Genomic DNA, 21,816 nt, shown 5'->3' with positions numbered 1-21,816 from the left:
TTCAGCCGAGCAGCCCTCTCGCCTCGTCCAGCAGCACAGGCAGGGCGGGCCCCATTCGACGATGCATGTCCGTCAACCGCCCTGCTTTTCGGCCTCGTTTGATGAGCAGGGCGGTGGCGGCGGCCTCCTTGTACTTGGTGAGTGCCTCGAACCAGCGCATGTCCCGCAGCGCTTCTCCCCGTGCCTCCTGGTAGGCGTCGAGGAGTTCCGTCTTGCTCGGCGTTCCCGTCGTCTCGTCGGAGAGGGAGGCCGGATGCCGGGCCTCGTCGGTGAAGAAGGTCAGCCAGGTGACGTCGACGCGGGGGTCGCCCAGTGTCCAGATCTCCCAGTCGATCACGGCGTTGACGGTTCCGCCGGAGCAGAGGGTGTTGCCCAGGCGGAAGTCGCCGTGCGTGATCACCGGCATCACCGCGGGAGGGACGGTCGCCCGTAGGCGTGCCTCGACCCTTTCGCAGTCGCCCCGCAGGTCTTCGGGCACGGTCGTGAACGCCTTGGCCCACCGGTCGATCTCGCCGCTCGGTGTGACGACGGGCTCGACGGCGAGGGGGGTCCGCTTGGGGTCGACCCGGTGCAGCCGTCCGAGCATGCGGGCCGCGTCCAGGGCCCGCTCGTGCACCTCCTCCGGGTCCACCCGCCCTCTCGGCACGAGGACCGGTTCGACGCACTCCCCCGGTACGAACTCCATGGCGGCGAAGGGCTGTCGGGCGAGGGGTGCGCCGGCGTCGGTGAACAGGATCTGCGGTACCCGGATGCCTGGCACGCCTGCCAGTACCCGCATCAGCCGGGCCTGCCGCAGCACGTCACGGTTGCGGACCGGCGGGAGGCCGGGCGGGGCGACCTTCAGGACGACCGTCTCGTACCGCTCGGGGACCCCGGACAGGACGGCGGTGTAGGTGAGGCTGGACGTGCCGCCCGTGAGCGGGGTCACGGAGACAACGCCCGCTCCGGGGACCCACTCCTGGACTGCGGCGGCCGTCCGCTCGGTCAGCTCCTCGCTCACCGCGCCTCCCCTTCCCCGGCCAGCGCCTCGACGATCTCCCGGCGGACGAGTTTCCCGGTCGCGGTGCGCGGCAGTTCCGGCCAGCACACGATCCGGTCCGGCGTCCTCGACCCCCGCAGCACCGCGCGCACCGCGTCCCGCAGCCCGTCCCCGTCGGCGGCGGCCCCGGCCCGCAGGACGACGACCGCTTCGATCCGCTGCCCCCACTCGTCGTCCGGCACCCCCACGACCACGGCGTCCAGCACGTCCGGATGGCGCAGCAGGACGTCCTCGATCTCGGCGGGGGCGATGTTCTCGGCGCCCCGGATGATCGTGTCGTCGGCGCGTCCCTCGATGTGGAGGTAGCCGCCGCCGTCGAGGTGTCCCCGGTCCCGGGTGGGGAAGAACCCCCGTTCGTCGGTGGCGGCGCCCTGTCCCGCGTACTCGCCGGACACCTGTTCGCCGCGCACCCAGATCTCCCCCTTCTCCCCGGCCCCGAGGACCGTGCCGGAGGCGTCCCGCACCTCCAGTTCGACGCCGGGCACGGGGAGGCCGGCGGAGCCGAGGCGGGAGCGGACGGCGGGGTCGTCGGCGTCGAGGGCCGTGCGGTGTTCGCGCGGGCCGAGGACGGTGATGGTGGACGACGTCTCGGTGAGCCCGTACGCGCCCGCGAAGTCGACGTCCGGCCAGGCCCGCAGCGCCGCCTCGACGACCCTGGCCGGCATCCGGGCCCCGCCGTAGGACAGGGCCCGCAGGGCGGGCACGGACCGGTCGAGCCCTTCGGCGTCCATGATCCGGGCGAGCATCGTCGGGACGACCATGGCGTGGGTGATCCCCTGTTCCCGCACCAGCCGCAGCCAGCCGTCCGCCGTGAACCGCTCCAGCGTCAGCGCGCGCCGCCCGGCGTACAGGTTCGTCAGGACGCCCGCGACGGCGGCGATGTGGTATGGCGGGACGCTGACGAGCGCGGCCTCCTCGGGGCCGGCAGCGGCGAACTCGACGGTGCCGAGGACGTAGGAGACGAGGTTGCGGTGGCGCAGGACCACGGCCTTGGGGGTGGAGGTGGTGCCGCTGGTGTAGATGAGGACGGCCGGGGAGTCGGGGCCGCCCTGGCCCGGTAGAACGGGCGCGGCCGAGGAGTCGAGGTCGCCCTGGCCCGGTGGGGCGGGCGCGGGCGGGGCGTCGAGCCACTCCTGCGGGGTCGTCACGCGCAGTCCGGCGCGGCGCGGTGCCTCGTCGTGGTCGGGGCCGGCGATGACGAGGGCGCGGGGGTGGTGGGCAAGGAGAGTGGCCAACTGGTCCGCGCCGAGGCGGTAATTGAGCGGGATCAGCGGAACTCCGGCGCGGGCGGCGGCGAACAGGGCGACGGGGAGGGCCGGGCCGTTGACGGCGAGGTGGATCAGGGCGTCCGCGTCGCCGATCGACGCGGCGCCCGCGTCGGCGAGTTCCCGCAGGCGGCCGGCGGTCGGTCCGCTGTCGGCGGGGCCGAGGACGACGCGGTCGGCGAAGCCCTCGGCGGCCATGTCCAGCAGCATCGAGAGGTGCATGCGCGGGCCCTTCAGTCCGAGGCCGGGAGCGGTTTGGGGCTCTTGACCTCCAGGGGGACGCCGTTCACCGCGAGAGTGCCCGGTCCGCCCTTGGTGCAGAGCAGTTCGACGCCGAGTCCGTCGTCGGCGTACCGCTTGCCGAGGAGGGTGCCCGCCGAGAGGCCGGGGTGGGGGGTGCCGGAGGGCGGGGCGGTTCCTTCGGACATGGGGGCGCCGCCGCAGGTGATCTCGACCTCCTCGTCCGGGCTCCGGACGACGATCACCGCCGTCGTGTCGACCTGACTGGTGAGCATCTGCCCCACGCGTGGCCTCATCGCAGCGTCCTCCGCGAGTATCGAGTGACCGATCAACTGTGCCGAGCAACGCGAAAAAAGTATACTACTTAGCCCGATCACGTCGAGATGGGAGTTGCCGGATGGAGTTCAGGACCGTCCTGTTCGAGGTGGCCGACCACATCGCCACGGTCACGCTGAACCGGCCCGAGGTGATGAACGGTTTCAACCAGCGGATGCTGGAGGAGTTCGCCGGGATCTGGGAGACCGTCAAGGCGGACGACGACATCCGCGTGGTCGTGCTGCGCGGGGCCGGTGACCGGGCGTTCTGCACGGGGATGGACGTCAAGGAGGGCATCGACCGGCACCCGAACGTGTGGACGCAGACGGACCCCGGGGAGTTCCTGTCGCCGAAGCTGAACCAGGTGTGGAAGCCGCTGGTCTGCGCGGTGCACGGGATGGCGGCGGGCGGCGCGTTCTACTGGCTCAACGAGGCGGACCTCATGATCTGTTCGCCGGACGCGACCTTCTTCGACCCGCATGTCAGCTACGGGCTCACGGCCGCGCTGGAGCCGATCGGGCTGGCCCGCAGGGTGCCGCTCGGGGAGGCGCTGCGGATCGCGCTGCTGGGCCTCGACGAGCGGGTCTCGGCGCAGCGGGCGCTCCAGATCGGGCTGGTCAGCGAGGTGGTGGCGCGCGAGGAGCTGTGGGGGCGGGCCGACGAACTCGCCCGGATCATCGCCGCGAAGCCGCCCGCCGCGATCCAGGGGACGGTACGGGCGATCTGGGAGTCGCTGGACTCGACGCGGACACAGGCGCTGCGCACCGGGCTGTCGTACACGCAGCTCGGGAACCCCGTCGGGAAGGCCCAGGTGGAGCGTTCGACGGTGGAGCGGGGGCGGTGGACAGTGCGGTGAGCCTCCCCTACTCTCCCAAATGAGTGTACTGATATCAGGTGGGAGGTACTCATGCGGTTCGGTATGCCCTGGCCCGGCCGGGAGGTGGGGCGGGAGGCGGAGGCGGCGGGGGTGGGCGCGTTCTGCGCGGGGGAGTTCGTCGACCACGACGCCTACCTCACGGTCGCGGACATCGTCGCGAACACGGAGCGCGCCCTCGCCGGTCCCGCGATCGCGTACGCGTTCGCGCGCACGCCGTACGCCCACGCGACCGCCCTGCGCCAACTGCACGAGCAGGCGCCGGGGCGGCTCTTCGTCGGGCTCGGCAGCGCCGCGTTCCGGATCAACCGGGACTGGCTCGGGGTGCCCGCCGACCGTCCGGTGGAACGCATCGCCGAGACGGTCGGCGCGGTACGGGCCTGGCTGCACGCCGAGAACGGTGAACGGGTGCGCCACTCGGGGGAGTTCTACGCCGTGGACGCCGATGTACGGGCGCCGGTGCTCGGGCGGCTCGACATCCCCGTCCTGCTCGCCGCGTTCAACAAGCGGATGGCGGCGACGGCCGGGCGGGTCGCCGACGGGGTCGTGGGGCACGGCCTGTTCACCGCCTCCTGGTGGAACGACGTGGTACGTCCCGCCGTCGGCCGCCCCCTCGTCGAGCACGGCTGGATCATCACGGCCGTCGACGACACCGCCCCGGAGCGGGCCGTGGCCGACGCGCGCCGGATGATCGCCTTCTACCTGACGGTGCGGACGTACGACCCGTTCGTCGCCCACCACGGCTGGCAGGAACCGGTGGCGCGGCTGCGCGCGGCGTTCCGGGCGGGCGATTCCCGGGCGATGGAGCGGGCGGTCACCGACGAGATGCTCGCGGAGATCGCGGTGTGCGGGACGACGGCCGAGGCGAAGGAGACCCTGGGCCGGCGTACGGGCTCGCTCCCCCGCGACGTCGGCTACTTCGCGCCGCCGAGCTATCTGGTGAGCCCGAGACGCCGCGCCGCCTACGCGCGGTCGGCGCTCGGGCTGATCGGGGCGGCGGGCTGAGACCCGGCAGGCCCCTGGAGCGGACGGCGCTCCAGGGGCCCGCCGTTCGAGGCTCAGCTGCTCTCGGCCACCGGCGCCAGCTTGCGGCTCGCGTCGAAGCCGACGACCTTCGCGAGGGTCCCGCCGAGGATCGCGGCCCGGTCCTCGGGGCCGACGCCCTCGAAGTTCTCGGCGACGCAGTCCTGGCTGGAGCGGAACGTCCCCTCGGCGTGGGGGTAGTCGTTGCCCCACATGACCGTGGACAGGCCGGTGATGTGGCGGGCCTTGACGGCGGTGGGGTCGTCGGCGAACTGGACGTGGATCTGCCGGCGGACGTACTCGGTGGGCTTCAGCGGGTAGGGCCACTTGTCGTTGATGGCGAAGAGGCGGCCCATCGCGGGCTGGTCGTTCGCCGGGCGGTTGTCGTCCCAGAAGCCGAGCCACCAGTCGGGGTCCTGGCCGGTGCCGGTCTTCCACGCCTTGTCCATGTAGCCCATGAAGGAGACGAGCCAGCCTGCCGTGTACTCGATGAGGTTGAAGTGCAGGTCGGGGAAGCGCTCGCAGACGCCGCCGCCGACGAGGCTCGCGATGATGCCCTGCGGTCCGGCGACGGCCGAGCCGACGGCGCTGCCCATGGTGCGGCCCGCGACCATGCTGTCCGTCAGGTTGCCCTTGCCCTGGTTGACGGCCGTCATGAGGCCCCGGACGGTCATCGCCGTCTCGGACACCGTCTCCCTGACCTTCACCCCGCCGGTCGCGACATGGATGAAGACCGGCATGCCGTGCGCCTGCGCGGCGGCCCAGACCGGGTCGTACTCGCGGGCGTAGTAGGGCAGCGGCGGGACCTCCGGGAGGAGGATCGCGCCGAGGCCGAGGCGGGCGCAGCGTTCGATCTCGGCGACGGCCTCGGGGACGTCGGTGAGCGGGATCGCGGCGGTCGGCCGGAGCCGGTCCTTGTGGGGGAGGAAGCGCTCGACGAGGTAGTCGTTCCACACCCGGGCGTGCGCCATGGAGAGTTCGTGGTCGTCGGTGAAGAGGACGAACAGCGAGAGGTTCGGGAACATCACCGACGCGTCGACGCCGTCGAGGTTCATGTCCCGGATGATGTGGTCGGGGTCGCCGTCCGGGGTCTCGCCGCCGAGCTGGCGGTACTTGGAGATGGTCCAGCCGTCGAAGCCGATGGTGTGGAGCTTCTTGAACTCGGTGTGGCCGCCCTCGACGATCGGCTCGTCGAGGGTGAACTCCTCTTCCCACAGAGCCCGGTCCCGAAGGCTCTTCGGCAGCCGATCCTTGAACAGATCGGCCGGTTCGATGATGTGTGAATCGCCGGAGACGACAAATTCCTTGAACACAACGGTACCTCTTTCGAACCTCGTCGTTCGCGCCGTTCCCCCCAGGAGCGGATATCGCCGAAGTTAGCTGTACCGATCGGTCCAGTCAATGATTCAGCATACGGATTGAGCTGGGATCTCAGCTCCCCGAACCTGACAGAAAGCTGACACAAGGCCCGTCGGCCACACCCCTTTCCCGCCCGCCTCAATTAAGTACACTCATTACCATGACGACGCCCTACGCGTTCTCCACCCAGCTCTACATCGACGGCCGCCGCACCGACGGCCGCGCCGACACCCCGCTGGTCGTGCGCAACCCCGCGACCGAGGAACCGGTGGCCGAGGTCCCGGACGCCACGCCCGACGACGTGCGCCGAGCCGTCGAGGCGGCCCGCCGGGCCTTCGACGAGGGGCCGTGGCCCCGCACGCACCCCCGTGAGCGGGCCGCCGTGCTGCTGCGGATGGCCGAGGAGATGGAGCGGCGGCTCCCCGAACTCGTCGCGGTGAACATGGCCGAGGCGGGCTCGGTCCGCGCGCTGGCCGAGACGCTCCAGACCCGGGTCCCGGTGGCGCATCTGCGGGACATGGCGGAGCGGGTGATGCCGGCGTTCGGCTGGGAGCGCCCGATGGACCCGACACCCGTGCCCGGTGTGGGGATCTCCCAAGGGGTGCTGCGCCGCGAGGCGTTCGGGGTGTGCGCGCTGGTCTCGGCGTACAACTTCCCGTTCTTCCTCAGCATGATGAAGGTGATCCCGGCGCTCGCGGCAGGCTGCACGGCCGTCCTCAAACCTGCGCCCGCGACGCCCCTGGAGTCCCTCCTGATCGGCGATTTCGCGGACGCGGCCGGGCTGCCGCCGGGCGTCCTCAACATCGTCACCGGCGACGCGGAGGCGGGCCGGGTCCTGACGACCCACCCGATGGTCGACCTGGTGAGCTTCACCGGCTCCGACACCGTCGGCCGCCTGGTGTACGCCCAGGCCGCCGCCTCCCTCAAGAAGGTCGTCCTGGAGCTGGGCGGCAAGTCGGCGAACCTGGTCCGCGCGGACGCCGACCTCGCCGGCGCCGTACGCTCCGCGCTGTCCGGGATCGTCACCCATGCCGGTCAGGGGTGTTCGCTGCTCACGCGGACGCTGGTGCACGCGTCGGTGCACGACGAGTTCGTCGACCGGCTCACGGAGGCGCTCGGTGCCGTCCGCGTCGGTGACCCGGCCGATCCGGCGACCACCATGGGGCCGCTGATCAGCGCCGCCCAGCGGGACAAGGTGGAGAAGCTGATCCGCGCCGGCGAGGAGGAGGGCGCCCGGCTCACGCTCGGCGGGCGGCGGCCGGCGGGTCTGGAGCGGGGCTGGTTCGTCGAGCCCACCCTCTTCACCGGCGTCGACAACTCCATGACGATCGCCCGCACCGAGTTCTTCGGCCCGGTCGGCGTCGTCATCCCCTTCGCCGACGACGACGAGGCCGTCCGCATCGCCAACGACAGCCCCTACGGCCTCGCCGCCGGCGTCTGGAGCGCGGACACCGTCACCGCGTACGAGATCGCGGGACGGATCAGGGCGGGCGGGGTGAGCGTCAACGGCGGGAGCGCGGGGGTGAATCCGCGCGCGGCGTTCGGGGGGTACAAGCAGAGCGGGCTGGGGCGGGAGTGGGGGGAGTTCGGGCTGGACGAGTACCTCCAGACGAAGGCGGTGACGTGGGCGGGGCGGTGAGGGGGTGAAGGGGTGAGGACATGAGGTCGAGGAGGACGGCGGGCGCGGCGTCGGCGGCGGAACGGCGGGCGCGGCACGCTCGAAGGGCCCGCTGCCGGCGTGCGCCCAGGCCGACACCCGCCACCAGCCCCACCGATCACCTCACCTCGTTCAGCCCCGCTGACCGGCGCCCTCACCCCATCGGCCCCGCCGCCCCGACCCCCTCACACCGTCAACACCATCGCCGCCCCCATCCCCCCACCCGCACACATCGCCGCGACCGCCACTCCCCCACCCCTGCGCCGCAGTTCGTGCGTCAACGTGACGACCATCCGAGCCCCGGTCGTCGCGACGGGATGCCCGAGACTGCACCCGCTCCCGAACGGGTTCACCCGCTCCTGATCGAGCCCGAGTTCCCTGGTCGTGGCCACCGCGACCGACGCGAACGCCTCGTTCACCTCGAACACGTCGACGTCCGAGAGCCGCAGCCCCGCCCGGTCGAGCGCCTTGCGGATCGCGGCGATCGGAGCGAGCCCCGTCTCGACGGGATCGACACCGACGCTCGCCCAGGATCGCACGGTAGCCAGCGGGGTCAGCCCCTGCTCGGCGGCCAGTTCGGAGGAGGCGACGACGACCGCGGCGGCCCCGTCGTTGACGCCGCTGGAGTTCCCGGCGGTGATGGAGAACCCGTCGATCTCGGGGTGCAGCGGCTTCAGCGCGGCCAGCTTCTCGGCGGTGGTGTCCCGCCGAGGGTGCTCGTCGACGGCGAACTCGACGCCACCCGAGGCATCGCCCGAGGCACCACCCGAGGCACCCCCGACCACCACAGGCACGATCTCCTCGACGAACACCCCCCGGTCAATGGCATCAACGGCCCGCTGATGGGACCGCAACGCCCACGCGTCCATCTCCGCCCGCCCGATCCCCGCGAGCCGTGCCGTGTTCCAGCCGACGAGGACACCCATGTCGTCGTTGGGCGCGGCGGGCGTCGGCACATGCGTCGGCGGCATCCAGGGGTCCTGCCACGCGTCGCCGCCCGGTGTGCGCCGCCGGCCGACCGGCGCGGTGGACGACGAGTGCGTGCCGCCCGCGACCACCGCCCGGTCCATCCCGGCCCGCACGCTCGCGGCGGCGCTCGCGATGCCGGCGAGCCCCGAGGCGCAGTGCCGGTTGTGGGCGAGTCCGGGAACATGGGTCAGCCCCGCCTCCAGCGCGGCGTACCTGGCGATGTCGCCGCCCCCGGCGAGGGATTCGCCGAGGATCACGTCGTCGAGGAGTCCGGCGGGGAGCCTCGCGCGTCGTACGGCCTCGCGGACGACGACGGTCGCGAGGCGGAAGGCGTCGGTGTCGCGGAGGGTGCCCCGGCGGGCGGTGCCGATCGCGGTGCGGCACGCGGAGAGGAGAACGGCGTCAACCATGCAATTGAGAGTACTTAACTGGAGAGTTGAGCGACATACTCTCGACCGATTCCCCAATTGAGGATACCTTGCTCGGGTGAACTTCGAGCTCAGCGAGGAGCAGGAGATGCTGCGCGCGGCCTCGCGCGACCTCCTGTCGGACCGGGCCCCCGTCGCACGGGTACGGGCGTGGGCGGACGGTGACGAGGATGTCGATCCCGAGCTGTGGCGGCTGACCGCCGGCCTCGGCTGGCCCGGTCTGGGGCTGCCGGAGGAGTACGGCGGATCGGGTCAGGGGCTGGTCGAACTCGCCCTCGTCGCCCAGGAGATCGGGCGGGCGCTCGGCCGCGGACCGTTCCTGCCGACGGCGGTCGTCGGCCGGGCGCTCGCCCTCGCCCCGCCCGAGCTACGGGCGGAGGTGCTGCCCGCGCTGGCCGCCGGATCGGCGTGGGCGACGTGGGCGTTCGCGGAACCCCGCGGCCCCTGGTCCCTCGCCGGAGTGCGGGCCACGGCCAGGTCGGCGGGCGGCGTGCACGTCCTCGACGGGGTCAAGACCGCCGTGCAGGACGCCGGTGGCGCCCGCTGGCTGCTGGTGACGGCGCTCCAGGACGGCACGCCGGCGTCGTACCTCGTGGAGCGGGACGCGCCCGGGGTGAGCATGCGGCGGCAGCGGGTCCTCGACCCGACCCGTTCGTTCTACGAGGTCCGGTTCGACGGTGTGCGCACCCCGCACCGGCTGGACGCCTCGCCCGGGGAGATCCGGCGGCTGCTCGACGAGGCGTCGGTGCTGCGCTGCGCCGACGCGCTCGGGGCAATGGAGCGGATGCTGGAGCTGACCGTCGAACACACCACGACGCGCGTGCAGTTCGGGCGGCCGATCGGCATGTTCCAGGCGGTGAAGCACGCGTGCGCGGACATGGCGCTCGTGGTGCACGGCGCCCGCGCGATCACCTACCAGGCAGCGGCGGCCGGGGCCGACGCCGAGCGGGCGTCCTGCGCGGCGGCCTCGTACGTCGCCGCCGGGGCCTCCGACGTCGCGGGCCGGGCGCTCCAGTTGCACGGCGGGATCGGCTTCACGTGGGAGCACGACCTGCATCTGTATCTGCGCCGGGCCCGCGCGGACAGCGTGCTGTACGGCGACGCGGCCGTGCACCGTGACCGGCTGTGCGGGCTCCTGGGAAGCCGACCCCGCTCCTGACCGACAGGAAAGGTTCCGCATGGAGATCAAGGGCAAGAAGGCCGTCGTGTTCGGCGGCGCGTCCGGCATGGGCCGGGCCACCGCCGAACTGTTCGCGGCGCGCGGCGCCGAGGTGGCGGTGCTGGACCGTCCGGCGTCGGCGGGCGAGGAGGTGGCGGCCACGTTCGGCGGGACCTTCCACCCCGTCGACGTCACCGACTTCGCGGCCACGGAGGACGCGCTCGCCGCCGCCGTCGAGGCGCTCGGCGGGCTGCACGTGTCGGTGACCACGGCGGGCGGCGGCACGGTCCGGCGCACGCTCGGCAAGGACGGCCCGCACGACCTGGAGACGTTCCGCCGGGTCCTCGACCTCAACGCGGTGGCGACGTTCAACATCAGCCGCCTCGCGGCCCTGCACATGAGCCGAGGCGAGCCCGAGGAGCCCGACGGCGAGCGCGGGGTCATCGTCACCACCTCGTCGATCGCCGCGTTCGAAGGGCAGATCGGGCAGGTCGCCTATTCGGCAGCTAAGGCGGCGATCGCCGGGATGAGCCTCACCATGGCCCGTGATCTCGGCTCGCTCGGCATCCGGGTCGTGGCGATCGCGCCGAGCCTCTTCGAGACGGGCGCCACCGAGAAGATCCCCGCCGAGACACGGGCCGCGCTCGTCAAGGACGCCGCGTTCCCCCGGCGGCTCGGGCGGCCGGAGGAGTACGCGAAGCTGGCGCTGGCCGTCGTGGAGAACCCGATGCTCAACGGGCAGTGCCTGCGCCTCGACGCCGGCCAGCGGTTCGGGCCGCGGTGAGCGGCGTGGAGCTGCGGGGGAAGGTGGCCCTCGTGACCGGGGGCGGGCGGGGTCTCGGGAGGGCGTTCGGAGCGGCGCTCGCGGCGCGGGGCGCGTCCGTGGTCCTCGCGGACGTCGACGGTGACGCCGCTTCCGAGGCGGCTGCCTCGATCGGGGCGGAGGCCGTCGGGGTCGCCTGCGACGTGACCGACGAGGGGGCGGTGGGCGCGGTCGTCGCCGGGATCGCCGAGCGGTACGGCGGTCTGGACGTCCTGGTCAACAACGCCGGTCTGCACACCGCCTACCACCGCCCGTTCGGCGAGCTGGGCGTCGCGGCCGTGCGCCGGGTCCTGGACGTGAACGTGATGGGTGTCGTCGTCTGCTCGCTGGCCGCGCGGGAGGCGATGAAAGGGCGCGAGGGCGCGTCCGTCGTCAACATCTCGTCCTCGGCGTCCTTCGCCAACCGGAGCGTCTACGGCGTCTCCAAGCTGGCGGTGCGGGGGCTGACGATGGCGTTCGCGCGGGAGTTCGCGCCGGACGGCATCCGGGTCAACGCGATCGCCCCGGGCCTGGTCCTCACGGACACGGTCCGCGCCCAGCTCTCCCCCGCCGAGACGGAACGGGTCCTCGGCGAGCAGGTCCTCCGACGGCCGGGCACGGAAGGGGACATCGTGGAGGCGCTCCTCCATCTCGTCTCGCCCCGGGCCTCGTTCGTCACCGGGGAGACCCTGCGGGTGACGGGCGGGTTCGCGCTCTCCCTCTGAGCGTGCAGACGGCTGTGCCCCGCAACTCGGTTGCGGGGCACAGCCGTCGCGTCATGCTTGGGCGAGTTCGCGTTCCTCGTCGCTGATCGCCTTGAGCAGGACGTAGGGGGTGGCGATCTTCCAGACGAAGTACGCCGCCGAGGGGAGGGCGTAGGCGAAGAGGCCGTCCCAGGCGAGCGGTCCGGTCCGGTTGAGGAAGACGAACGCGCCGGGGATGAGGAGGATGCCGAGGACGACGCTCAGCCAGCCGTACCAGCGGGGGAAGAGCGGTTTCTCGCGGGTGTGGTCGACGAAGGAGGCGTACCCGATCGACCAGACCTGGAGGACGAAAATGCAGGCGTTGCCGACGAACATGAGCCAGAACGTGTCGGTCATGGCGGACAGCACGTCGGCGGAGTGGATCTCGGGCCGGTACGCGGCGGCGGCGAGGATCGCGAGCGGGAAGAAGAACCCGACCGGGGCGACGACCCCGGTGAGCAGCTGGATCATGGAGAGCAGCCCCCAGCCGCCCTCGACCCGGCGCATCTGGAGACTCGTCACGACGACGTAGGGGTACTCGAAGGGGACGAGCAGGACCATCAGGGCGACACAGGTGAGGATGCCCGTGCGATGGTCCTTGAGGAAGCTGACGATGTCGTCGGGGCTCTCCGTCGGGCTCATGGGCGGGGTGAGGTGGCCCACGACGAAGGCGATGAGGAAGCCCACGAACAGGACGACTCCGCACCACGCGGAGAGGCGCTGGAGTCTGATGTAGAGGTCGTTTCTCAACTGCGGCGGCTGTGGCATCTGCGGCTCCTTGTTCCGGCGTGCTCTCGGCTATCTCCCGATCTCGTCCCAGCCGACGAGGCTGTCCAGCAGCACGGCCGCGCTGGACAGGTAGTCGCCGTATCCGCCGCGGAAGAACAGCAGCGGGGTCTTCATCGACTCGACGCGCAGGTCCCGCACCCGCCCGACGACCAGCAGGTGGTCCCCGATCTCCACCTCGCGCTCGACCGCGCAGTCCACCCAGGCGACGACGCCGTCCAGGACGGGGTTCCCAGCCTGCGAGGGGGTCCAGCCGGCCCCGTCGAACCGCTCGTGTCCCGGCCCGGTCGCCATCCTGCGGGAGAGCCGTTCCTGGTTCCCGGCAAGGGAGTTCGCGCAGAACCGGCCCGCCGCGAGGATCGTCCGCAGCGTCCGGGAGGAGCTGTCGGCGAGGAAGGAGACGAGGGGCGGGTCGAGGGAGACGGAGGTGAAGGTGCCGACGACCATGCCGTGCGGCCGGCCGTCGGCGTCGGTGGTGGTGACGGCGACGACGGACGTCGGGAAGTTGCCCAGCACGTCGCGGAACTGCCGCTGGTTCATATCAGGACGCGCATCGGCTCGGGCAGTTCGAGGCCCATCGCGGCGAGCGCGTTCGCGTGGTAGGCGCTGCCCGGTACGTGGATCATGTGCTGGAGTCCGACGTGGGCGTCCCGCCAGTACCGCTGCATCGGGTTGTTCCGGCGGATCGCGTTGCCTCCGGAGCGGGTGAAGATCTGGTCGAGGGCGCCGACGGCCCGCCAGGCGCAGCGCACCTGGTTGCGGCGTACGTCGGCCCGGTCCTCGACGGTGATCTTCTGCCCGGAGTCGGCCTTGTCGTACAGCCGGCTGATGCCGTCGAGGAGTTGGACCCGGGAGGCGGCGATCTCGGCGGCGGCCTCCCCTGCGGCGTACAGGACGTAAGGGTCGTCGCGGACCTGGACGCCGGTGACGGCGACGCGTTCCTTCTGCTGGCTCAGATGCAGCGCGAGGGCGCCTTCGCAGATGCCGATGACGGCGGAGGTGATGCCGAGGGGGAACATCGAGCTGAACGGCAGCCGGTAGAGGGTGTCGGTGAGCCCGAACTCCTCGGCGGCGGCGCTCTCCTGGACGGCCTCCTGGCGGATCGCGCGATGGGTGGGGACGAACGCCTTGTCGACGACGACGTCCTTGCTGCCGGTGCCGCCGAGGCCGACGACGTCCCAGGTGCCGTCGATGATCTCGTAGTCGGAGCGCGGCAGGACGACGTGCAGGACGGTGATCGGCTGGGCGGGCTGCCCCTTGCCGTCGCCGAGGAGCGCGCCGAGGAAGTCCCAGCGGCAGTGGTCGCTGCCGGAGGAGAACGGCCAGCGTCCGCTGAGGACGTAGCCGCCGTCGACGGGGTCGGCGACGCCGTTGGGCATGTACGGGGAGGCGATCCAGGTGTCCGGGTCGTCGTTCCACACCTCATGGGCGAGCCGGGGGTCCATCTGGGCCAGCTCCCACGGGTGGACGCCGACGACTCCGCTGACCCAGCCGGCGGCCCCGTCGTACCGGGCGACCGCCATGACGGCCTCGGCGAAGTCCCGGGGGTGGGCCTCGTAGCCGCCGTACGCCTTGGGCTGGAGCAGGCGGATCACTCCGGCGGAGCGGAGCAGTTCCACGGTCCGGTCGCTGAGTCTGCCGAGTGTCTCGTTCTCGTCGGCGAGTGCGGCCAGTTCGGCCCCCGACTCCTCGACACGGCCGACCACTTCATGCGTCACGCGCACCTCCTGGTGACTGATCGACGCCCGCGCCGCACGTCGTCCCCGGCGGCGGGCGCCCTCAGTCTCGGGGTGCGCGCCCCGTACCCGCCGGGCGCTTTCCGCTGACCGGGACAGGGGAGAGACGGGGCAGCAGGGCGACGGCCGACCGGTCCCGGCACGCCGACAGCCACACGCCGGCGCCGTACGCGAGGTCGTCGAGCCGCCGGGCGATCCCGTGGCGCAGGGGGTCCGGCGGGCGTTCCAGGGCGAGGTCCGCCACGGCGGCGACCAGGGCCGCCCTGCGTATCCGCCGGGACACCACGCACCCCACGGCCGTGAGCGGCCACCAGTGTCGGTTCAGCAGGGCCGAGGTCTGGGCGAGGGCGGCGAGCGCGCCGTTTCCGGTGAGGCGGGCGGCGAGCCGGTAGGGGTGGCGTGTCCCGTCGAGTTTCCGGCCGACGCGTACGGCCGTCACCGCGAGGACGCCCGCCGCGACCGGCGCGGACCAGGGGCGCTGGGCGAGCAGGGAGGCCGCGAACAGGGCGCTCCAGGGGGCGAGTACGGCGGGGGCGATGAACTCGGGGTGGCGGCGGGCGAGGGGGGCGGCGCCGGTGCCGTACACGGCCTTGCGGGTGAGCCAGTCGCCGGTGCGCGACCGGTGTTCGTGCGCGGCGTGCACGGCGGGCTCGTAGCGCACGTGCCGTCCTTCGGCCACGAGCCGCCAGCACAGGTCGACGTCCTCCCCGACCCGCATCGCCTCGTCGAACCCGGCCCCGAGGGCGTCGACTCTCGCGACGGCGCAGGCGGTCGGCGCCCAGGAGACGGGGGTGCCGGGGCGGACGAGTGCCGGGTGGGCGCCTAGGTCCAGGGAGGAGCGGGCGTTCTCGTACCGTTCGATCCAGGTGGGCGCCGGGGTGGGGAGGCCGGTGATGCGGGGGACGGCCATGGCGACGCGGGGGTCGGCGAAGTGCCGCAGGAGGGTGGGGATCGTGTCGGGGGGCAGGACGACGTCCGAGTCGGCGAAGACGACGTACGGGGTGGTGACGTGCCGGAGCCCGGCGTTGCGGGCGCCGGCGGGGCCGAGGTTGGTGGTCAGGGTGACGAGCCTCGCGTGGAAGCGGGCGGCGACCTCCGCGACGGCCGCCGGGTCGTGCGAGGCGTCGTCGACGACGATCACCGGGTGGCCGTCGACGCTGTGCAGCAGCCGTGCCAGTTGGCGGGGCCGGTCGCGGACCGGGACGACGACGGTCCAGCGGGCGTCGGCCGGCAGCGGGAGGGTGTCGACGACAGGGTGGGCCAGGCCGGTGTCGAGGAGCCGCTCGGCCAGGGCGGCGCTCGCCGTGTCGTGGACGGTGAGGGTTCTGCCGTCGAGCAACTTCCGTGCCCTGGGCGCGAGTTTGAGGAGCCGGGTGGGGTGGCCGCCGAGCAGGGCGCGGCCGTCGTCGAGGACGCGGGTGTGCCGGTCCAGCCGCAGGACGGTCATCTCAGGCGGCCCCGGTCGTCGGCCGCCCACGTCTCGATACGGCGGACCGTGGCGCCGGTCATCTGGTCCAGGAGGCGCTTCCCTTCCTCCGCCGAGGCTCCGGCCGGGTCGCCGAGGACGCCGTTGGGCGAGACGGCCCGCACGCCGTGCGCGACCAGGTCGGGCATGAGCGCGGACAGGGGCCGGGTGTCGCCGGCGACGGCGGCGTCGAGGCGGACCCGCGCGGGGGCGAGGTGGAGCATGAGGGAGGTCTCGGTGCGCCCGGCGTGCGCGTCCCCGCCGGGGATCTCGCAGCCCGTCCACGCCACGTCGTGCCCCTCGGACCGCAGCAGCCCGAGCGCCCGGTCGAGGGTCGCCGTGTTCCCGCCGTGCCCGTTGACGAAGGCGACGCGCCCGGCCCACAGGGCGAGCGAGCGCGCCAGTTCGACGAGCACGGCGTGCAGCGCCTCCTGCCCGATCGACACGGTCCCGGGGAACCCGGCGTGTTCCCCGCTGGCGCCGTAGGCCAGGGCGGGCGCCACCAGCGCGCGCGGAAGCGTCCCCGCGACCCGCCCGGCCACGGCGTCCGCGACGACCGTGTCCGTGTCCAGCGGCAGATGCGGCCCGTGCTGCTCGGTGGAGCCCACCGGAACGACGACCAGTACACCGCGCGGAACGGCGGGCCACACCGCGTCGGCCAGCACGCCCCTCACAGGTCGAGGCGGAAGCCGGGCGGGATCACCAGGTCGTCCGGCGTGAGGTCGTGGACGGCCGCGCGGCCGAGGCCGAGGACCGCCGAGTCGAGACCGCCGCGCAGGATGTCGAGGACGTTCTCCACACCGGCCTGCCCGTTCGCCGCGAGCCCCCACAGGTAGGCCCGCCCGATGAGGACGGCCCGTGCGCCGAGGGCGAGGGCCTTGGCGACGTCGCCGCCGCGTCGTATGCCGCCGTCGAGGAGGACCTCGGTCTGATGGCCGACGGCTTCGGCGATGGCGGGGAGGAGGCGGATGGTCGCGGGGGTGGTGTCGAGGTTGTTGCCGCCGTGGTTGGAGACGGACAGGGCGGTGACGCCCGCGTCGACGGCCCGTTTCGCGTCGTCGACGCGGGTGACGCCCTTGAGGAGGAAGGGGCCGCCCCACTCCTCGCGGAGCCATGTGACGTCGTCCCAGGTGGGGGGTGGGGTCTGTAGCCATTCGCCGTAGGCGCCGAAGAAGGTGGGGGCGGGGTTGCCGGGGGCGGTGAGGTTGGGGACGGTCAGGTCGGGGAGGTGGCCGGCTCTGGCGTACCTGAGGAGCCAGGCAGGGCGGGGCAGGACGTCCGGGGCGAACTTGAGCATCGTCCGCAGGTCGAGCCGTTCGGGGATGGCGGGGCTGCCCCAGTCGCGGCCCTGGGAGAAGGACCAGTCGAGAGTGACGACGAGGGCCTTGGCGCCCGCCGTGCGGGCGCGGTCCATGCGGCGGACCATCGTCTCGCGGGTACCGCTCCAGTAGAGCTGGAAGAAGAAGTCCGGCTGGGCGGCGGCGACTTCCTCGACGGGACGGCTCGCGAACGAGCTGAGGCCCATCGGGACGCCCCGGTTCGCGGCGGCTCGGGCGACGGCGACCTCGCCCTCGGGGTCGACGGCCTGGACGCCGGTCGGGGAGATGACGACGGGGAACGCGGCCGGGACGCCGAGGACGGTCGTGGTGAGGTCGCGGTGCGCGTGGTGGCCGACGACCCTCGGGGAGAAGCCGAGTTCGGCGAAGGCGGCCGTGTTGGAGTGGAGGGTCCGGCCGCGTTCGGAGCCGGCGAGGAGCGCGCCGTACACGGAGGCGGGCAGCCGTTTCTTCGCCCGGCGCTGGGCCTCGGCGACGGTCTCGAACCAGGGGTTCCTAGGCATGGGCCTTCCTGACGATGGTCAGCGGGCTCTCGTCGCAGTCGCGGGCGGGCCGGGAGTGGTCGCCGGACGGTCTCGGCAGGAGCACCGGGTCGCGGAGGGTCAGCAGTCGCTCGCCGTGTCCCTGGACGCACTCGGGGTCGGGGCCGTCGAGCGGGAGGCCGGTGAAGAACTTCGCGGCCATGCAGCCGCCCTTGCAGGTGTCGTAGAAGGCGCAGGAGGCGCAGGCGCCGCCGTGCTGCGGGGTGCGCAGCCGCCCGAACAGCTCGGAGTCGCGCCACACCCGGGCGAATCCGCCGGGGTCGCGGACGTTCCCGGCGAGGAACTCGTCGTGGATGGCGAACGGGCAGGCGTAGACGTCCCCGACGGGGTCGATCAGGCAGACGACGCGTCCGGCGCCGCACAGGTTGAGGCCGGGGAGGGGTTCGCCGTACGCGGAGAGGTGGAAGAAGGAGTCGCCGGTGAGGACGGACTCGCCGTGGGCCACCAGCCAGTCGTACAGCTCGCGTTGCTGGGCGGCGGTGGGGTGGAGGTCGTCCCAGACGTCGGCGCCGCGTCCGGAGGGGCGCAGCCGGGTGAGGCGGAGGGTGGCGCCGTAGCGGTCGGCGAGGGTCTTGAACGCGTCGAGCTGGGGGATGTTGTGGCGGGTGCAGACCACGGAGATCTTGACGTTGCTCATCCCGGCGGCGGCGAGGTTCTCCAGGGCCCGGACCGCCGTCGCGTACGAACCCCGGCCGCGGATCGCGTCGTTGACGTCGGGGGTGGCGCCGTCCAGGGAGATCTGGACGTCCACGTAGTCGTTGCGGGCGAGGCGCTCGGCGGCCTGCGGGGTGATGCGGACGCCGTTGGTGGAGAACTTGACGCCGACGTGGTGGGCGGTGGCGTGGTCGAGGAGGTCCCAGAAGTCGGGGCGGACGGTGGGTTCGCCGCCGCCGATGTTGACGTAGAAGACCTTCATGGCCTCCAGCTCGTCGATGACGGCCATGGCTTCGGCGGTGGTCAGTTCGCGGGGGTCGCGTCTGCCGGAGCTGGACAGGCAGTGGGTGCAGGCGAGGTTGCAGGCGTAGGTGAGTTCCCAGGTGAGGCAGATGGGGGCGTCGAGGCCGTGCTCGAACAGGTCGGTGAGGCGGGTCATGGGGTCCTTCCCACGAGCATCGCGGAGTCGGCGAGTGCGGCCAGCGCCCGCTGGTAGCGCGGGAGTTCGGCTTCCGTGAGGCCGGCGTCGAGGCAGGCGGCGCGGGCCGTGGGGGCGTGCGCGAGGTGTTCGACGGCGGCGAGCAGGCGGCGGTCCTTGAGGAAGGTGAGCCTTCGGGTGCCGAAGTGGTAGAGCAGGGCGCCGAAGGGCTCGGGCCGCACCGAGACCTGCGGGTGCAGGTCCCAGGCGCGGTCGAGGTCGATCCCGGTGGTCATGGGGGCGGTCTAGTAGACGCCGCACATGCCGTCGATGGAGATCTCCTCCAGGAGGTCCTCCGCCTCGATGAGCGGGGGTGCGTCGGTCTCGACGGTCTCTTCGGACTGTTCGGAACGGAGCTCGTGCATACGGCTCTCCCTCAGACGTCCCGCGCGGTCGCGGGCGGCTTCCGTCGGATGCCGGGAGACTAATGGCACCATGTGCCAAAAGTGAAGGGGTCCTGCGCCACCGGGTCTTGCGCGGGCCCCGCCGACCGTCTTGAATCCCGTGTCCATGGAGCGAGCGGACGTCATCGTGGTGGGTGCCGGAGGCAGCGGCGCGGTTCTCGCGGCCCGGCTCAGCGAGGACCCCGGACGCCGGGTGCTGGTCCTGGAGGCGGGTCCGGTACCGCGCCGACGGGACGGTTTCGGCGCCGACCTGCTGGACGCCCGCCTCGTCCCCGGTGCCCGGCCCGGCCATCCGGCACTCCAGCCGTACGACGTCCACCTGACGCCGGCGCACCCGTACACGGTCGTGCGGGGCCGGTATCTCGGCGGGTCGACGACCGTGAACGGCGGCTACTTCGTCCGCGCCCGGCGTGCGGACTTCGACCGCTGGTCGGCGGCGGGCGGCCCGGTCTGGTCGTACGACAGGGTGCTCCCGTTCCTGCGCGCCCTCGAAACCGGCCTGGCCCGCACCGAGTTGGACCATCCGGCCGCCGACAAGTTCCGGACGGCCGCGCTGCGCCTGGGTTTTCCCGAGGAGCCCGACAAGAACGCCGACGGCGCACCGGGGTTCGGCCCGGTCCCGACCAACACGGCGGACGGCGTCCGGCTCAACACCGGCCTCAGTCACCTCCTCGACGCTCTCAACCGCCCCAACCTCCGTGTGCACGGCGGCAGTACGGCCCTGCGCGTCGTCGTCGACCGGGGCCGCGCGACCGGCGTGGAGTTCGCGCGCGCCGGCCGCCGCGAGACGGTGTACGGCGGTGAAGTGGTGCTCTGCGCCGGGGCGTTGCGCTCCCCTCACCTGCTCCACCTGTCGGGGATCGGCCCGCGCCGGGAGCTGGAGGCGCTCGGGATACCGGTCGTCAGCGACGTCCCGGAGGTCGGCGCGCGGTTCGGTGACCATCCTCAGGTGGTCCTGGAGTGGCACCCGGGGTGTGCGCTGCCGGAGCCGTCGGGTTCCTGGCTGGGCGGCGCGCTGCACCTGCCCGCGTCGGACGGGAACCATCCGAGCGGTGACCTGGAGATCCTCCAGTCACTGGTCCCGATGGCCGGGTTGACGAGCGGGCGGGTCTCGGTGCCGGGGGCTCCGCTGGCGTTCCTCGCGTCGGTGCAGACGCCGAGGCCGACGGGCAGGATGCGGACGGTGAGCGCCGATCCGGGGACGCCGCCGATGTTCGCGTACGGGTACCTGTCGACTGCGGAGGACCGGCGCCGGCTGCGGGAAGTCGTGCGGGTCACGGCCGAGTTGGCGGGGCCGGGGCTGGTCGCGCCGGGGGTGGCGGTGCTGCGGGACGACCGGCTGCTCGACGAATGGGTGCGGGAGCGGCTGGGGACGGCGCAGCACCTGTGCGGGACGGTGCCGCTGGGGTCGGCGGTGGACGGGTACGGGAGGGTGCGCGGGGTGGCGGGGCTGCGGGTCGCGGACACGTCGCTCCTGCCGGTTCCCCCGCTGCGGGGTCCGGCGGCGACGGCCGTCCTCGTCGGGGAGGTGATCGCCGCCGGGATACTACAAGTGGTTGTACCCGGCGGAGAGTTGGCCGATTGACGCGTTGAGGAGGTCACTCAGGTCGGCGTCCTCGTCCGCGAGCCACTGCTCGTAGGCGGCGACACACGCGGCGAGGACGGTGCTGCCGATCAGGCGGGGCAGCAGCTCGCCTGCGGGGAGGCCGAGGCGGCGGGCCGCGAACGCGGTGACGAGGGCCCGCCAGGACGCGTACCGGACGGCGGAGTCGGCCTTGAGGGTGGGGACTTCGAGGATCAGGGTCATGCGCTGGCGGTGCCAGGGGACGACCGCCGGGTCGAAGCGGTTGAACTCGACGACCGCCTCGCGCACGGCGTCCATCATCGGGGTCCCGGGGTCGGCCGTCGCGAGGAGCGCGTCCAGCCGCTCCAGCTGCTCCTCGAAGTCGCCCCACACGAGGTCGTTCTTGGAGGCGAAGTACCGGAAGAACGTGCGCCGCCCGATACCGGCCGCGTCGGCGATGTCGTCGACCGTCGTCCGCTCGAACCCCCGCCGGGCGAACAGCTCGAACCCGAGCCGCTCCAGCGCGGGCCGCGACGTCGCGCGCGGCCGTCCCATCACGGCGTCGGACCCCATCCGGCCTCCCCTTCGTGTACTGCCATCTTCGTACGACGAGCGCAGGTTCAGCCAACTCCACCACGGACCCGGGAGACCGCCCCCTCGTTCCGCCGAGCCGATCACGGAATCGTTGATCCCACCAGGTCAACGGCTCTCTCGTAACCGAAAGGCTCCTCCCGTGAAGGCGATGCTCGCGAACCGCACCGTTCTGTGGACCCTCTTCCTCTTCAACACCACGGCCGCCGTCGCGGCGCCGCTCATCGCCGAGAACTCGCAGGGGTACATGACCAGCGCCGGGATGGGCGTGGTGGCGCTCGGCATGGGGGTCGCGCTGTACCGGGGGCGGCCCCAGACCGTGCAGCTGGCGCGGCACCTGGGCGCCGAGGTGTTCGCGACCGCCTCCCGGGGCAAGTGGGACGCGC

23 protein-coding genes are annotated in these 21,816 nt (G+C 72.7%); 8 read left to right on the top strand and 15 right to left on the bottom strand.

Translation table 11 applies throughout. From position 1 onward, the window contains the following. Position 1: 1 nt before the first annotated feature. The 3 genes from ABZX85_RS24580 to ABZX85_RS24570 are packed head-to-tail and all read right to left on the bottom strand — an operon-like array spanning position 2 to position 2,840. The gene (locus ABZX85_RS24580; protein ID WP_355872392.1) at positions 2-1,000 is read right to left on the bottom strand and encodes a phosphotransferase family protein; all 999 of its coding nucleotides are present in this window, start codon (positions 998-1,000) and stop codon (positions 2-4) included. After that, positions 997-2,526 (bottom strand): long-chain fatty acid--CoA ligase, encoded by a 1,530-nt coding sequence (locus ABZX85_RS24575; protein WP_355872390.1) that lies wholly within the window; start codon positions 2,524-2,526, stop codon positions 997-999. The genes ABZX85_RS24580 and ABZX85_RS24575 overlap by 4 nt, the downstream gene beginning before the upstream one ends. Before the next feature lie 11 nt (positions 2,527-2,537). After that, entirely contained in the window at positions 2,538-2,840 is a 303-nt protein-coding gene (locus tag ABZX85_RS24570; RefSeq protein WP_355872387.1) for a hypothetical protein, read from the bottom strand. 101 nt (positions 2,841-2,941) lie between these two features. Between ABZX85_RS24570 and ABZX85_RS24565 the strand changes: the two genes are divergently transcribed. Continuing rightward, on the top strand, positions 2,942-3,715 hold the full coding sequence (locus ABZX85_RS24565; RefSeq protein ID WP_355872385.1) for an enoyl-CoA hydratase/isomerase family protein: 774 nt from the start codon (positions 2,942-2,944) through the stop codon (positions 3,713-3,715). 51 nt (positions 3,716-3,766) lie between these two features. Beyond that, positions 3,767-4,738 (top strand): LLM class flavin-dependent oxidoreductase, encoded by a 972-nt coding sequence (locus ABZX85_RS24560; protein ID WP_355872382.1) that lies wholly within the window; start codon positions 3,767-3,769, stop codon positions 4,736-4,738. A gap of 53 nt (positions 4,739-4,791) precedes the next feature. On the opposite strand, the gene ABZX85_RS24555 is transcribed toward ABZX85_RS24560, so the two are convergent. Further along, positions 4,792-6,069, bottom strand: coding sequence for an amidohydrolase family protein (locus ABZX85_RS24555; protein ID WP_355872380.1), 1,278 nt, complete (start codon positions 6,067-6,069; stop codon positions 4,792-4,794). A gap of 206 nt (positions 6,070-6,275) precedes the next feature. Between ABZX85_RS24555 and ABZX85_RS24550 the strand changes: the two genes are divergently transcribed. Then, positions 6,276-7,754 carry an aldehyde dehydrogenase family protein gene (locus ABZX85_RS24550; protein WP_355872378.1) on the top strand — a complete coding sequence of 493 codons (1,479 nt, stop codon included), beginning with the start codon at positions 6,276-6,278 and terminating at the stop codon, positions 7,752-7,754. Between the two features lie 203 nt (positions 7,755-7,957). Here the strand turns inward: ABZX85_RS24550 and ABZX85_RS24545 are convergent, their stop codons facing one another. Continuing rightward, positions 7,958-9,151: a thiolase family protein gene (locus ABZX85_RS24545; protein ID WP_355872375.1), complete on the bottom strand. Its 1,194-nt coding sequence runs from the start codon at positions 9,149-9,151 to the stop codon at positions 7,958-7,960. Between the two features lie 76 nt (positions 9,152-9,227). Here ABZX85_RS24545 and ABZX85_RS24540 point away from each other — a divergent pair, with 76 nt between their 5' ends. From ABZX85_RS24540 to ABZX85_RS24530, 3 genes are read left to right on the top strand one after another with little or no spacing between them, the layout of a single operon-like run. Beyond that, on the top strand, positions 9,228-10,328 hold the full coding sequence (locus ABZX85_RS24540) for an acyl-CoA dehydrogenase family protein (protein WP_355872373.1): 1,101 nt from the start codon (positions 9,228-9,230) through the stop codon (positions 10,326-10,328). Between the two features lie 19 nt (positions 10,329-10,347). Next, entirely contained in the window at positions 10,348-11,112 is a 765-nt protein-coding gene (locus tag ABZX85_RS24535; protein ID WP_355872371.1) for an SDR family NAD(P)-dependent oxidoreductase, read from the top strand. Beyond that, a complete protein-coding gene (locus tag ABZX85_RS24530) occupies positions 11,109-11,855 on the top strand; it encodes an SDR family oxidoreductase (RefSeq protein ID WP_355872368.1) in 747 nt (248 codons plus the stop codon). Before ABZX85_RS24535 ends, ABZX85_RS24530 begins: the two co-directional genes overlap by 4 nt. A gap of 51 nt (positions 11,856-11,906) precedes the next feature. Here ABZX85_RS24530 and ABZX85_RS24525 read toward each other — a convergent pair whose 3' ends face one another. The 9 genes from ABZX85_RS24525 to mftA form a co-directional block, all read right to left on the bottom strand. Next, positions 11,907-12,641 carry a hypothetical protein gene (locus ABZX85_RS24525; RefSeq protein ID WP_355872366.1) on the bottom strand — a complete coding sequence of 245 codons (735 nt, stop codon included), beginning with the start codon at positions 12,639-12,641 and terminating at the stop codon, positions 11,907-11,909. Between the two features lie 30 nt (positions 12,642-12,671). Beyond that, a complete protein-coding gene (locus ABZX85_RS24520) occupies positions 12,672-13,199 on the bottom strand; it encodes a flavin reductase family protein (protein WP_355872363.1) in 528 nt (175 codons plus the stop codon). Then, positions 13,196-14,377, bottom strand: a complete 1,182-nt coding sequence (locus tag ABZX85_RS24515) for a hydroxylase (RefSeq protein WP_355872360.1) — start codon at positions 14,375-14,377, stop codon at positions 13,196-13,198. The genes ABZX85_RS24520 and ABZX85_RS24515 overlap by 4 nt, the downstream gene beginning before the upstream one ends. A 61-nt stretch (positions 14,378-14,438) precedes the next feature. Beyond that, the gene (mftF, locus tag ABZX85_RS24510; RefSeq protein ID WP_355872358.1) at positions 14,439-15,842 is read right to left on the bottom strand and encodes a mycofactocin biosynthesis glycosyltransferase MftF; all 1,404 of its coding nucleotides are present in this window, start codon (positions 15,840-15,842) and stop codon (positions 14,439-14,441) included. Next, positions 15,839-16,534: a mycofactocin biosynthesis peptidyl-dipeptidase MftE gene (mftE, locus tag ABZX85_RS24505; RefSeq protein ID WP_355872355.1), complete on the bottom strand. Its 696-nt coding sequence runs from the start codon at positions 16,532-16,534 to the stop codon at positions 15,839-15,841. Before mftE ends, mftF begins: the two co-directional genes overlap by 4 nt. Beyond that, positions 16,531-17,700: a pre-mycofactocin synthase MftD gene (mftD, locus tag ABZX85_RS24500; RefSeq protein ID WP_355872353.1), complete on the bottom strand. Its 1,170-nt coding sequence runs from the start codon at positions 17,698-17,700 to the stop codon at positions 16,531-16,533. Before mftD ends, mftE begins: the two co-directional genes overlap by 4 nt. Then, positions 17,693-18,832 carry a mycofactocin radical SAM maturase gene (mftC, locus tag ABZX85_RS24495; protein ID WP_355872350.1) on the bottom strand — a complete coding sequence of 380 codons (1,140 nt, stop codon included), beginning with the start codon at positions 18,830-18,832 and terminating at the stop codon, positions 17,693-17,695. The genes mftD and mftC overlap by 8 nt, the downstream gene beginning before the upstream one ends. Further along, positions 18,829-19,107 carry a mycofactocin biosynthesis chaperone MftB gene (gene mftB / locus ABZX85_RS24490; protein ID WP_355872348.1) on the bottom strand — a complete coding sequence of 93 codons (279 nt, stop codon included), beginning with the start codon at positions 19,105-19,107 and terminating at the stop codon, positions 18,829-18,831. Before mftB ends, mftC begins: the two co-directional genes overlap by 4 nt. Before the next feature lie 9 nt (positions 19,108-19,116). Next, the gene (gene mftA / locus ABZX85_RS24485; protein ID WP_355872346.1) at positions 19,117-19,236 is read right to left on the bottom strand and encodes a mycofactocin precursor MftA; all 120 of its coding nucleotides are present in this window, start codon (positions 19,234-19,236) and stop codon (positions 19,117-19,119) included. A gap of 145 nt (positions 19,237-19,381) precedes the next feature. On the opposite strand from mftA, the gene ABZX85_RS24480 reads away from it, so the two are divergent. Next, positions 19,382-20,860, top strand: coding sequence for a GMC family oxidoreductase N-terminal domain-containing protein (locus ABZX85_RS24480; RefSeq protein WP_355872343.1), 1,479 nt, complete (start codon positions 19,382-19,384; stop codon positions 20,858-20,860). Here ABZX85_RS24480 and mftR read toward each other — a convergent pair. Continuing rightward, complete coding sequence (gene mftR, locus ABZX85_RS24475; protein ID WP_355872341.1) at positions 20,822-21,412, bottom strand: mycofactocin system transcriptional regulator; 591 nt, start codon at positions 21,410-21,412, stop codon at positions 20,822-20,824. The genes ABZX85_RS24480 and mftR overlap by 39 nt on opposite strands. Positions 21,413-21,572: 160 nt before the next feature. Between mftR and ABZX85_RS24470 the strand changes: the two genes are divergently transcribed. Continuing rightward, a partial coding sequence (locus tag ABZX85_RS24470) for a hypothetical protein (protein WP_355872338.1) occupies positions 21,573-21,816 on the top strand: 244 nt, incomplete at its 3' end.

The organism is Streptomyces sp. NPDC004539 (genome assembly GCF_040610055.1).
Taxonomy (GTDB): Bacteria; Actinomycetota; Actinomycetes; order Streptomycetales; family Streptomycetaceae; genus Streptomyces.
This window is presented reverse-complemented; position numbering and strand designations above follow the sequence as displayed.